Origin of the sequence: Aliirhizobium smilacinae (assembly GCF_006335145.1) — a bacterium.
In the GTDB taxonomy this organism is placed as follows: Bacteria; Pseudomonadota; Alphaproteobacteria; order Rhizobiales; family Rhizobiaceae; genus Neorhizobium; species Neorhizobium smilacinae.
In genome coordinates, this window is the sequence record NZ_VDMN01000002.1 from 285,292 (window position 1) to 297,139 (window position 11,848).

11 protein-coding genes and 1 pseudogene are annotated in these 11,848 nt (G+C 58.6%); 6 read left to right on the forward strand and 6 right to left on the reverse strand.

The genetic code is table 11. The features are described from left to right. Positions 1–8: 8 nt before the first annotated feature. From FHP24_RS12210 to FHP24_RS12230, 5 genes and pseudogenes are all read left to right on the forward strand, one after another. Positions 9–695, forward strand: a complete 687-nt coding sequence (locus FHP24_RS12210) for a class I SAM-dependent methyltransferase (protein ID WP_139676472.1) — start codon at positions 9–11, stop codon at positions 693–695. Between the two features lie 102 nt (positions 696–797). Next, positions 798–1,658 carry an aldose epimerase family protein gene (locus FHP24_RS12215; RefSeq protein WP_139676473.1) on the forward strand — a complete coding sequence of 287 codons (861 nt, stop codon included), beginning with the start codon at positions 798–800 and terminating at the stop codon, positions 1,656–1,658. Positions 1,659–1,790: 132 nt separating this feature from the next. Next, a pseudogene (gene nifB, locus FHP24_RS12220) lies at positions 1,791–2,817 on the forward strand (nitrogenase cofactor biosynthesis protein NifB); the annotation flags it as partial. A 44-nt stretch (positions 2,818–2,861) separates the two neighbouring features. Then, on the forward strand, positions 2,862–3,056 hold the full coding sequence (locus FHP24_RS12225) for a 4Fe-4S dicluster domain-containing protein (protein ID WP_139676474.1): 195 nt from the start codon (positions 2,862–2,864) through the stop codon (positions 3,054–3,056). Between the two features lie 148 nt (positions 3,057–3,204). Beyond that, complete coding sequence (locus FHP24_RS12230) at positions 3,205–3,543, forward strand: hypothetical protein (RefSeq protein WP_139676475.1); 339 nt, start codon at positions 3,205–3,207, stop codon at positions 3,541–3,543. Between the two features lie 399 nt (positions 3,544–3,942). Here the strand turns inward: FHP24_RS12230 and FHP24_RS12235 are convergent, their stop codons facing one another. Further along, positions 3,943–5,067 carry a Gfo/Idh/MocA family protein gene (locus FHP24_RS12235; protein WP_139676476.1) on the reverse strand — a complete coding sequence of 375 codons (1,125 nt, stop codon included), beginning with the start codon at positions 5,065–5,067 and terminating at the stop codon, positions 3,943–3,945. 12 nt (positions 5,068–5,079) lie between these two features. Further along, complete coding sequence (locus FHP24_RS12240; protein WP_139676477.1) at positions 5,080–5,784, reverse strand: GntR family transcriptional regulator; 705 nt, start codon at positions 5,782–5,784, stop codon at positions 5,080–5,082. Between the two features lie 98 nt (positions 5,785–5,882). On the opposite strand from FHP24_RS12240, the gene FHP24_RS12245 reads away from it, so the two are divergent. After that, complete coding sequence (locus FHP24_RS12245; protein ID WP_139676478.1) at positions 5,883–7,040, forward strand: LLM class flavin-dependent oxidoreductase; 1,158 nt, start codon at positions 5,883–5,885, stop codon at positions 7,038–7,040. Positions 7,041–7,047: 7 nt separating this feature from the next. Here FHP24_RS12245 and FHP24_RS12250 read toward each other — a convergent pair whose 3' ends face one another. The 4 genes from FHP24_RS12250 to FHP24_RS12265 all read right to left on the reverse strand — a co-directional run bounded on the left by FHP24_RS12250 (position 7,048) and on the right by FHP24_RS12265 (position 11,803). Continuing rightward, on the reverse strand, positions 7,048–8,145 hold the full coding sequence (locus FHP24_RS12250; protein ID WP_139676479.1) for an ABC transporter ATP-binding protein: 1,098 nt from the start codon (positions 8,143–8,145) through the stop codon (positions 7,048–7,050). 9 nt (positions 8,146–8,154) lie between these two features. Further along, positions 8,155–9,207: a carbohydrate ABC transporter permease gene (locus FHP24_RS12255; protein WP_139676480.1), complete on the reverse strand. Its 1,053-nt coding sequence runs from the start codon at positions 9,205–9,207 to the stop codon at positions 8,155–8,157. Next, positions 9,207–10,211: a carbohydrate ABC transporter permease gene (locus FHP24_RS12260; RefSeq protein WP_139676481.1), complete on the reverse strand. Its 1,005-nt coding sequence runs from the start codon at positions 10,209–10,211 to the stop codon at positions 9,207–9,209. Before FHP24_RS12260 ends, FHP24_RS12255 begins: the two co-directional genes overlap by 1 nt. Before the next feature lie 323 nt (positions 10,212–10,534). Beyond that, positions 10,535–11,803, reverse strand: a complete 1,269-nt coding sequence (locus tag FHP24_RS12265; protein ID WP_139676482.1) for an ABC transporter substrate-binding protein — start codon at positions 11,801–11,803, stop codon at positions 10,535–10,537. Positions 11,804–11,848: the final 45 nt, after the last annotated feature.

Genomic DNA, 11,848 nt, shown 5'->3' on the forward strand with positions numbered 1-11,848 from the left:
ATGGGAAGATGACGTCTGGTGACGCAAAAACCTGGTATGACAGCACGGAAGCGGAAGATGCTATGGCGAAGGGCCACGCACCTGTCTGGAAGCATCTGATCGGTCTGATCAGGGAGACGGACCTGACAAAAGCCACCGTTCTGGATTTCGGCTGTAATCAGGGCGGCTTTCTTCGCCTCCTGTATGACCAGCGTCCATTCTTGCGAGGAGTCGGCGCGGACGTGGCAACGGGATCGATCGAAAAAGCGAATGCCCTGAAAGGTGATCTGCCTCTGGTCTATCATGCGAGGAGCACAGTCTCTGGTCTCGGAGAGACCTTCGATCTCGTGACAAGCCATGAGGTTATCTATCTCCTGGAGGATATTGAGGGGCATGCCGCCGATATATTCAACGTCTTGAACGCTGGCGGCGTTTACTACGCCGTCACGGGATGTCATTCGGGCAATCCGGATCTTGAGGCGTGGCGACACATCGTCCGCAGCAGAACCGATACCGTCATCTACGATCGCTCGATCGCGCAGTATGCCCAGACCTTCCTGGATGCCGGTTTCGAGGTCGCGGCCCGAAAGCTTGGTTTTGAGGGCTTCATTCCATATTCCCGAAATAGGTGGCCGACGGATTACGCGGCTGACCTGACCTATTATCGCGACATAAAAACAGTGTTCCGTCTCGTGAAGCCGCCGATTGCGGCATAGGTCCCGGCGTTATTGGACACTCAGCATAGAAAACAGAACAAAGGTGGGCGGGGTACACATCAACGTGAGTCGTGTGATTTGTTACCGTGAGAAAAGAGACAGATGTCAGTTGGAAATGAAAAGGTTTGCATTCAGCACGGTGATCACAGGGTCGAGATTTCTCTGTTCGGGGCCGAAATTCGAAGCTGGGTCCGCAAAGGCGAGGAACTGATCTGGTCCGGGGACCCGCGATGGTGGGCTGGGACCGCGCCGATCTTGTTCCCGGTTTGTGGAACTCCAAAGGACGGAAAAATCCGGATCGACGGAATTGAAAGGGAGATGACAACGCACGGTTTCGCGGCGGCTTCTACCTTCGTGGTGTCGGAAAAAACGGACGACAGCGTTGTCCTTCAACTTGTCGGTAATGACGAGATCCATGCGGTATATCCGTATGCATTTCGTCTTGAGGTAAAGGTCTCGCTGGACGGAAACGGACTAACTCAATCGGTCTCCGTCACAAACATGGGCGACCGGTCCATGCCGTACTCTGTCGGCATTCATCCGGCTTTCCGCTTCGTCGGAGGCCGCGGCGACGTTCTGTTCGACCACGACGAGGCTTCAGAAATCCCGCTCGTGCGCAACCGGCTTGTCACCGGCAAAACAAAACCCTCGGGCGTAGTCGATCGCAAGGTCGTCATCGACACGGAGGAAAGCTTCAAGTTGGGGGCATTGTGCTTTTTTAACTCAAGTAGCAACGGCCTCGTATTCTGCGACAGCGATGGCAGAGGCATGCAGGTCCGCGTCGGAGGTTTTCCCCATCTCGTCCTTTGGGCTGCACAAGGGGCCGAATTTCTTTCGATCGAGGCCTGGACGGGCCACGGTGACATGGAGGGCTTCACCGGAAGTTTCCATGAGCGCGCGTCAACACGGTTCATCGATCCGGGCGAAAGACACAGCTATTACGGAGAGTTCAGCCCTCTTTGATTGCAAACATGGGATGGACTGCCATCCGTCCCAGGTTTCTGCCCTGTCGGCTTTGACACGTTTGTCGATCATCCAACAAGACCTACCGAAATGCGACTGCACATACGACACATACTTCAATTAAGCATCTGACCCGACATCAAGCTCTGCATTTCGACCAATGGTCTGGCGCTGCCGGATCATGTCGATGAACTGGCAGAGATGAATGTCGACCATGTGACGATCACCATCAACACGGTCGATCCGAAGATCGACGCAAAAATCTATCCGTGGATCTTTTTTCAACAAACGCCGCTACGATGGGGTCGAAGCATCGCAGATCCTGCATGAGCTGCAAATGCTAGGGCTCGAAATGCTGACAGCCCGCAGCATCCTTACCAAGATCAATTCCGTCATGATTCCGGGCATCAATGACGAGCATCTGGTCGGGATAAACAAATGGGTGAAGCAGTGCGGGGCCTTCCTGCACAATGTCATGCCACTGATCTCCGATCCGGCACACGGGACCCATTACGGACTGACCGGCCAGCGTGAGCCGAAAGCGATCGAATTGAAGTGCAGGACAAGCTTGAGGGCGGGGCCAAACTGATGCGCCACTGTCGTCAGTGCCGGGCAGATGCCGTCGGTCTGCTGGGAGAAGATCGTGGCCAGGAGTTCATGCTCCACCAGATCCCTAACGACCTAGCCTATGATCCTTCGAAGCACGAGACACATCGCGATGTGGTGGCGCGCGAGAGGGGTGATCATGTGGCTGCAAAGCAGGCCGCCGTTGCCAGTGTCATCGGCACCGAAGCCACAGCGTCGATGCTGGTGGCTGTTGCGCCCGGAGGCAGCGTCCGGATCAACGAGCATTTTGGCCACGCCAATGAATTCCAGATCTACGAAGCCTCATCCAGCGGCATCCTTTCGTCGGCCACCGCAAGGTGGAGCAATATTGCGCGGACAGTTCGGCGAGGATGCCAGCCTGGATGGCGTCATCAAAGCGCTGGAGGGCATCGATGTGGTGCTTTGCGCCAAGATCGGCGATTGCCCGCGCGATAGCCTAACTGCCGCCGGCATTCGCGTCACCGACGCTTTTGGCTTCGACTACATCGAAGCTGCGATCGGCGCGCTCTACGCGGCGGAATTCGAGGTTGAACCCAGTGCAACAAGCGCTTGAACCACCGCCATTGAACCATGCAAACAGCAGACAGGAGATGAAAAGTGGCTTTCCAAATCATCACATCACGATGCACGCAGTGTTTCGCCTGCGAGTTCGAATGCCCGGTGACGGCAATCCGGTTCAAGGGTGAGAACTATGTGATCGGCCCCAAGAAATGCATTGAATGCGAGGGGTATTTCGAGACCCAGCAATGCGCGGCGGTCTGTCCGGTGCCGAAAACCTGCGTGCCTGCCTGACTTGCGGTCGGATCTGGCTACAGCGGGTTGTTTGACGAGAGAAGCATGTCAAAGGAGTGCGCCTCATGGGGCTTGGACGCGAGCAGGATGTCGAGATACGCAGGGCCCCGGCATCCAGCCCGGCGAGCATGTTCGGGCGACCCGTCACGTGCTCGACTATATCGGACAGGACGGAGAGGAACACTCCCTGGAGACACCACTGACGCCGGCAGACTTCGCTTTTCAGGAAGGGCGGTTCAAAAAGCAGTTTCGATCCAAGCCGCTTGGCTTTGACGAGCCAGGGGTCGCGGTGCATGAATATATCGATCTTGGCATGGAGGAACGCCAGGACCAGAAGCCTTTCATATGGCAGGTTCGCAAGAACAAGCTCGTGCGCATCGGTGTCGGAGAACCGATCGTCAGATTGGTGGAAGAGCGCCTGCGCCAATGGCGTGTGTTGCAGGAACTCGCAGGCATCAGAAAGGAGAGCGCTCCAGATCTGCACTAAAATTTCATGATCTGGCAAAAGCGTATCCCGGATTTTCGACATAGCCGGTACATCGTTAGCAGCTTTCCGATGCGTAATCAGCTGTCCGTCGCGCTAGTCTTCCTGGATTGTATCCGAAGATCAGCGCGGCCGGCGGCTCGGGAGATGCAGAAAACAGATCCAACTGACGATTCCGATCATCATACGAATTGGCAGGTCGAAATTGATCAGCGCGGTCTAGGCCAGAAGAGCTGTAGAGAGAAGGATGGCAGGCCCGAAACCAGTATCACCTGGGGCGCTCCCGTCAGGCTCCGCACCACTTGCGGCGCGGCAAGGGCAATCGGACCAGCCACCGACTTTGATGCAACAGGGTATGAAGTGTCGCTTTCGGTTACAGGCTAGTAACAGTCAAGTCACTGCTCACTCTTGTGTCTGAAAAGCATTAATCTGCCTTCGAGCGGAAAGGTTCACCACCTGACCGGTTACAGCGGATTCTTGCGCTGCCAACCCCATTGCCACAGCCCACCATCCATCGTCCACCGTCACCTCCACCGGTCCTTCGCCTCTGACTGCGTGCAGAAAGCGCTGGTGCTGGAAAAAGGTGGAACCGTTATGGTCACCGGCCTCCAACAAAGCCGGATCGACCGGAATATCGATCGACCGCGGTCCCTGCGGCTCGCGTGGGGACACGGTCACCTTTGCAACGGGTGACGCACCGAGATGCTCCGGCCAAAAACGGACCGGACCCGGTACCTTGCACTCGATCTTGCCCTCTGGTCCGACCGCTGAAATCTCTTCCTGATATCGCGAGCCTTCTGCGAACATGCACAATTCCAGCATGGCACGGGCGCCGGAGGCGAAATCGACAATGGCATATCCGTGGTCCCAGATGTCCGGCTGCCTGCCGTCATACCGCTCGTCGACATGGTTCACCGCCTGCCCGCCCGAGGCCATGATGCGAACGGGATCAGATTTCAGGATCAGCCGCATGAGATCGAAGAAATGGCAACATTTTTCGACCATCGTGCCACCGGTGCGACTGTTGAAGCGGTTCCAGTTGCCAACCTTTTTCAGAAACGGAAAACGGTGCTCACGGATGGTCAGCATACGAACGCCACCGGTCGCCATATCCGCCTCGGCAATAAGTCGCGCCACCGGCGGCATGTAGCGGTATTCCATGGCGATCCAGATGGGCGCCGGATATTTTTGACGCAGAATCTCGATGCGGGCCATGTCGGCGGCACCGGTAAACAGAGGCTTTTCAATCAGAACGGGCAGCGGTCTGATCGCTGCGATTTCCTCAAGCTGGCCGAGATGAAAATGGTTTGGGCTGGCGATCAGCAGGCAATCAACGGTGTCGACGGAAAGAAGCTCCGCCACGGAACCGACCATGCGCGCATTGGGAGCCAAAGCGGCGGCGCGCTGTCGCATCTCCGCATCGGGCTCGAAAATCGCAGCCACCTGGGCATCCGGTAACAGAGCCAGATTGCGCAAATGCTCCTGCCCCATCATGCCGCAGCCGATCACACCGTAATTCACTGCCATCTCTCCTCCCTATTATTTCAGCCGCGACACATAACGGGCAACCGAATGGTCGATCCATGTGCGCGAAACCTCCGCCCTTTTTCCGTCCTGCGCTTCGCTGATGCGAAATACCTGCACCGCCGGCTCTCCCGCCCGGCGACCAAATGTGTCGGGCGCCCAATCCGGCACCATATCGAGACCGATCCGGTCCTCCGCCCGCGCGATCCACAAACCGAGCCGCGTGCGGTAATAGAGGTAAAGGGATTCGGACAAATCTGCCGGCTCGATCACATCCACATAACCGCCGTCCAGCCAGATTTCCTCCAGCGCCGCCACCTTGCCGGACAGACGGCGGATGCGGCGGATGCGGTGCCCTTCGCCTGATGTCCCAAATGCGGGAAAATTAGCCGGCTTTGGCAGCCGTTGCACATCCAGAACCTCTGCTGTGGGCAGGCCCCCGCCTTCCAGCAGCTCCAGCCGGAACATCGCATAGACGCTTTGTGGATTGCTGACGGCCCGAACGTAGTTGCCAGACCCCTGCACGCGCTCCAGCATGCCGCGTGATTGCAGTTCCGCCAGCGCCTTGCGCAAGGTGCCGGTGGCGATGCCCAGCCGCTCCGACATCTCCCGTTCCGGCGACAGCTTTTCGCCGTCGATCAGGCGGCCGCTGGCGATGTCACGGATCAGAAGCTCAGTTATTTGCAGGTAGATCGGCAGGCTGCCGGATGTCTGCTGCATGCCTACTCCGATGCGCGCACAGCCAAATTGATACACTATTGATTTACATCAATTCAGATGTTACGCAACAGGCAATCGTCTCGGGGAGGAGAATTCCGATGACATCAGTGCCCGTTCGATCCGTCGATCTTGATGCCTGCGAAATCTCATGGTTTTCCGCGCTGTGTTCGGATGACTATGCCTTTCTCGGCGTATCGGACGGCGCCCTGCGCTCCAGTTTCGAACATTGCTCCGAGATCGTGAAAAAGGCCGAGGCGTTTGGCTTTCGCAATATTCTCTGCCCCTCCTCCTATCAGGTGGGGCAGGATACGCTGAATTTTGTGGCCGCCTGCGCGCCGATCACCGAACGTATCAACCTGCTGGCGGCAATCCGTTGCGGCGAGATGCAGCCGATTATGCTGGCCCGCACCGTCGCCACGCTCGATCACATGCTGAAAGGCCGGCTGACGCTCAACGTCATCAGTTCGGATTTTCCAGGCGAAGTGGCTGACAGCGCCTACCGATATCGCCGTAGTCATGAGGTGGTTCAGATCCTGCGGCAGGCCTGGACGCGCGAGACGATCGACCACGACGGCGAGATCTACCAGTTCAAGGGCGTTTCCACCGAACCTGCCCGCCCCTATCAGCAGAATGGCGGGCCGCTTCTCTATTTCGGCGGGTATTCTCCGGATGCGCTGGAACTCTGCGGGGCGCAATGCGACGTCTACCTGATGTGGCCGGAACCGAAGGAGCAACTGACTGAGCGCATGCGCGCCGTGCATGCCCGCGCCGAAGCCCACGGACGAGTGCTGGATTACGGCCTGCGGGTGCACATGATTGTGCGCGATACCGAACAGGAGGCGCGCGACTACGCCGAACATCTCGTTTCAAGGCTCGATGACGAATACGGCAAACTGATCCGCGAACGCGCGCATGACAGCATCTCGCTCGGCGTGTCGCATCAGGCGCGAGCGCGGGAACTGGCCGACCAGTTCGGTTATGTGGAACGGCATTTGTGGACTGGCATCGGCCGTGCCCGTTCTGGCTGCGGCGCGGCGATCGTCGGCTCCACGGATCAGGTATTGTCCGAAATCGAGGCCTACCGAAAGATGGGCATCCGCGCCTTCATCTTTTCCGGTTATCCGCATCTGGACGAGGCCGAGCATTTCGGCAGAAAAGTTCTGCCGCACCTGAAAACCTGCTCGCTGCCGCATGAATATGGGCGTGTGCCGAAGCAAACACCGCCGACGCCGCTTGGCGTCGGCGAACGCCGGTAACCCTGCTTCAGCCTTCCTGTCCCGGGTGGGTGAACAGGCGCAAACCGTTGTCATCGAACACATGCAGAACCGGTTTCGAAAGATCGAAACGGACGGTGTCGCCGGCGTTCAGCCGCTGCTGGCCGGGCAGCACCGCCAGTACCTTTTCGCCTCCGAGATCGCCATGCACGACGGTTTCAGAGCCGAGCGCCTCCACCAGATAGATCTTGACGGTCGGATGCTGCGGGTCATCACTGACTATCAGATGCTGCGGCCGCACGCCCACTGTTACCTTTTCGCCGACATGCAGCTTCGCCTGCCCGATCTGCAGTTCTCCACGATAACCGCCGGCAAAAGCCAGGGTCACGACGCCTGCAGACACTGCCACGACATCAGCCTTCAGAAAGTTCATATGCGGCGCGCCGATAAAGCCGGCAACGAACCGATTGGCAGGCTTATTATAAAGCTCCAGCGGCGTGCCGACCTGTTCGATCGTACCGGCGCGCATGACGACGATGCGGTGGGCAAGCGTCATCGCCTCGACCTGATCGTGGGTGACGTAAATCATCGTCGAGCCCAGCCGCACATGCAACGCCGCCAGCTCGGCGCGGGTCGAGACACGCAATTCGGCATCGAGGTTGGAGAGCGGCTCATCCAGCAGGAAAGCGGTCGGGCGGCGCACGATGGCGCGGCCGATGGCGACGCGCTGGCGCTGGCCGCCGGACAGCTGGCCCGGGCGGCGGTCCATATAGGCCTCGATCTCCAGCATGCGAGCGGCTTCGTTGATCCGCTCGGTAATCTCCGCCTTCGGCATATTTGAATTTTCCAGCCCGAAGGCGAGATTCTGGCGCACGCTCATATGCGGATAAAGGGCATAGGACTGGAATACCATCGCAAGACCCCGATCTGCGGCCGTCACGTCGTTGACGCGTTTGCCGTCGATGGCGATCTCGCCGCCGGTGATCTTTTCCAGCCCGGCAATGGTCCGCAGCAATGTCGATTTCCCACAGCCGGAGGGACCGACGAACACGACGAATTCGCCATCCTCGATATGGAGGTTGATATCCTTGAGGACCGTGACTGCGCCAAAGGATTTCTTGACGTCGGTGAGTTTGATTTCGCCCATCGGTGTCCCTTACTTCAGGCCGGTGCCGGCAATGCCGGTGGTGATGAAACGCTGCAGAAAGATGAAAACGAGCACGACCGGGATCATCGTGACCACGGTCATCGCGAGGATGAAGTGCCACTGCACGTTCAGCTCGCCGGAATAGATGCTGAGCCCCACCTGCAACGTGTAGAGTTCACGGCGCGACAGCACGATCAGCGGCCACAGAAAATCGTTCCATCGCCAGACGACGGAGAAAATCGCCAACACCGCCAGCGCCGGTGCGGTCAGCGGCAGCACGATGCGCCAATAGATCTGCCATTCCGAAGCCTTGTCCATGCGTGCAGCGTCGATCAGTTCATCGGGAATGGTCAGCATGTATTGCCGCAGGATGAAGACGCCGGTCGGCGTCGCCACCGTCGGGAGAATGACGCCCCACAAACTGTTGAACAGACCCAGTGTCGAGATGATCGAATAAAGCGGCACCATGATCACCGACAGCGGCACCATCAGCGTCGCGAGGATGACCAGCATGGCGATCGAACGGCCCTTGAACTCGTATTTCGACAACGCGAACGCCGCCATCGAATTGACCACCAGCGTGATCAGTGTCGCCACCACCGTCACGAATACCGAGTTCCACAGGTAGCGCAGGAAATCGAAATGCACGAAGGGTTGGGTATAGTTTTCCGTGGCAAACGACATGGTGCGCACCGGCGTACGATCGTTGATATTCACGCGGACGATCTCGGCCGGCGCCTTCGGATCGACCATCTGCGCCACCAGCCCGATACGGCGCACTTCCGCCAATACCCGTGTCGAACCATCGGGCATTTTGGCGTTGTAAAGCATCAATGGCTTGTCATGGCCCTCGACTGTGACCTGCTGGGTTACATAAGGCAGGATGGACGGCGGGAATTCGGCCAGTGCTGCCGGCGTCTTCAGCGAGGAGAAGACCAGCCAGATCGCCGGGCCGAACATGATGATCAGGCCGCCGACCAGCCAGAACCAGGTGACGATATCCGTCCAGTGCCAGCCCTGCCCGCCCTTTCGGCGCAGGATGAAACGCGCAACCTTACCCATCAGCGTTTCCCCTTGTTTTCACCACGTTTGCCGATGCCGAGCTGGATCAGCGTCAGCACCACCAGCACGCCGCCCATCAGGATGGAGGCGGCCGCCGCCAGGCCGGGATTGCGCAGCGCCGAGGCAAAGCCGGTTTCGTAGATATATTGCGTCAGGAACAGCGTGCTGGTGCCCGGCCCGCCGCCGGTAAGCACATAGATTTCGTCAAACACCTGCACGGACTTGATCAGCGCCAGCACCACGACGACCAAAAGATTGGGCGCCAGAAGCGGCAAGGTGATGCGCCAGAAGACCCGAGCCGGTTTCGTGCCGTCCATCTCGGCGGCCTCGTAGAGGTCCTTCGGAATCGCCTGCAGACCGGCCAGAATGATCAGCGCGTAGAACCCCATATGCGCCCAGAGCGATACGCCGATCGTGGCGGCAAAGGTCCAGTTTCGGTCGGTCAGCCAGGTATAGGGGTCCAAGCCGAACTGGTAGAGGCCGAAATTCAGCAGGCCTTGGCGCTGAAGAATCCACTTCCAGATCAGCCCGACAACGACAGGTGACAGAAGCACCGGAAAAAAGAACACGGCGCGCCAGAAGGAACGCGCAGCCAGCTCGCGATTGAGGATCAGCGCCGTGATCAGCGCCGTCAGGATCATCAGCGATACCTGCAGCAGCACGAACCAGAACGTATTGCCGACCGCCGTCCAGAAGGCATCCTCCTGGCACGACATCGGATCGAGATAGTTCTGGCACTGGAACAGGCGGGAATATTGCTGGCCGCCGATAAAATCGCGCTCGGACAGGAAGAAGGCGGTGCCGCCGGTCATCGAATAGACGAAGTTGATGACGAGAGGCAGCAGCACGAAGACGCCAAAGATCAGCATGTTCGGCGCGAGGAAAAACGCCGCCATGCCGCCAATGCCGGTGGCCTTCTGCAACCGGCGCAGCGGTACGTCGATCATCCGCATGACAGCGTTGACGGGCGCCATCAGGATGGCGGAGAGAGATGGTGTGGTCATGCTTTTTTTATCCCTCCCAATATTGTCTCTGGTGTTATGCAGCGTTTGGCGCATGCCGTGTGCGGTGAGGTAATCATTTGTGACAAGTCCCCCTCTGGCCTGCCGGCCATCTCCCCCACAAGGGGGGAGAAAATTTGCGGGAACCACCTTCGCCAATTGAGCCACAGCGGAGCGACCGGGTAAGCCCCTCCCCCTTTGTGGGGGTCCGAAGGACGGGCGAGACCCGTGGCTCGCCCCGGTCAGGTTTGGGGCGAGGTCTTTTCTACACGCCAAGCCCAGCCACACACGAACGGAGAAGCTGGTCCCTTACGCATCAGGGCAAATTACTGCCCCGCATCCTTCACCTTCTGGGCGATATCCGCATCGATACGCACAAACGCGTCATCAATCTTCAATTCACCCGCAAGCGTCTGGCCGATACGCGTCACGATCGCCGCATAAACCGTATCCGACCAGCGCCAGCCCGGCAGTTTCAGCGCAGCTTCGGATGTCGTCTTGGTGGATTCCACGAAGACGTTGAGCGCGGTTTTCGCCTGTGCATTGTCCGATTTGAAATCGAGACCGCCCTTATCGACCACACCCTTGTGGCCAGGCAGGAACAGCGTGCGTTCGGAAAATTCCTTGACGATCTTTTCCTGCGCGAACCAGTCCATGACCACGCCGACGTCCTTCGGATTCTTGGTGTATTTTACCGCCACCAATGCAGCACCGCCGGGCATGCCTGTGCAGGCAGCCGGACCGCAGGGGCTGCCGACCGCGACCCAGTCGAAATTGTTGCCGATCTTGGTAGCAAGGTTCGCAACCTGCCAGGAGCCGGAATAATAGAAGACGAGCTGCCCGTTGATGAAATCGTCTGCCGCGGCTCGGTAAGTGCTGCCGGCCGCCGATACCCAGACGTCCTTGCTGACGGTGCCGTCACCGGCCCATCCGACGAATTTGGTGAGATAATCCTTGGCGCCCTTGTCGAGCGGCGCAGGCTTGCCACCCTCACCGATGTAATTGGCACCATAAGAAAGAAGCGGTGCGGTGATGCGATGGCCGGAACGGTCGATCGCCATGGCGAACGGTACCTGTTGGCTTTCCTGCACCTTTTTCGATGCAGCAGCCCAGTCTTCCCATGTCGCCTTCGGGCCGGGAATCGACACGCCGGCCTGATCGAACAGGGTCTTGTTGGCATAACCGCCGGTCAGCGTGATCTGCGTCATGAAACCGGAAATCTGCTTGGAACCGTCAGGCCGCATCCAGTCCGCCTGCAGCCCGAAATTGTCGTCCCAATATTTGGCGTCCTTGACCAGCGGTCGAAGATCCAGCCAATGTTTCGACAGGTCCTTGATGGCGGTGACGCGCGCGATATCAGGGCCGTTGCCGGCTTCCAGCTGCACCGGCAGTTGTTCCTTGATGACGCTGTAGGCGACATTGTCGAGGATGACGTTGATGCCGGGGTTTTCCTTCATGAAACGCCCGACGAGGTCCTTCATCACCTCGCCTTCGACGCCATCGGAATACCACATGATACGCACATCGCCGGCATGTGCCGCCGTCGATGTGAGAAGTGCGAGCGCAAGGCCCGCCACAAGCGATCTGGTCTTCATGCGTATTTCCTCCCTTTGTGGACAAGGCCTCCCAACCCGTCCGGT

Bases quoted from the DNA above. Each gene is read 5' to 3' on its own strand.
- FHP24_RS12250 (WP_139676479.1), bottom strand. From the start codon at position 8,145: ATGGGCGAAATCAAACTCACCGACGTCAAGAAATCCTTTGGCGCAGTC.
- FHP24_RS12265 (WP_139676482.1), bottom strand. From the start codon at position 11,803: ATGAAGACCAGATCGCTTGTGGCGGGCCTTGCGCTCGCACTTCTCACA.
- FHP24_RS12245 (WP_139676478.1), top strand. From the start codon at position 5,883: ATGACATCAGTGCCCGTTCGATCCGTCGATCTTGATGCCTGCGAAATC.
- FHP24_RS12215 (WP_139676473.1), top strand. From the start codon at position 798: ATGTCAGTTGGAAATGAAAAGGTTTGCATTCAGCACGGTGATCACAGG.
- FHP24_RS12210 (WP_139676472.1), top strand. From the start codon at position 9: ATGACGTCTGGTGACGCAAAAACCTGGTATGACAGCACGGAAGCGGAA.
- FHP24_RS12255 (WP_139676480.1), bottom strand. From the start codon at position 9,207: ATGGGTAAGGTTGCGCGTTTCATCCTGCGCCGAAAGGGCGGGCAGGGC.
- FHP24_RS12260 (WP_139676481.1), bottom strand. From the start codon at position 10,211: ATGACCACACCATCTCTCTCCGCCATCCTGATGGCGCCCGTCAACGCT.
- FHP24_RS12235 (WP_139676476.1), bottom strand. From the start codon at position 5,067: ATGGCAGTGAATTACGGTGTGATCGGCTGCGGCATGATGGGGCAGGAG.
- FHP24_RS12240 (WP_139676477.1), bottom strand. From the start codon at position 5,784: ATGCAGCAGACATCCGGCAGCCTGCCGATCTACCTGCAAATAACTGAG.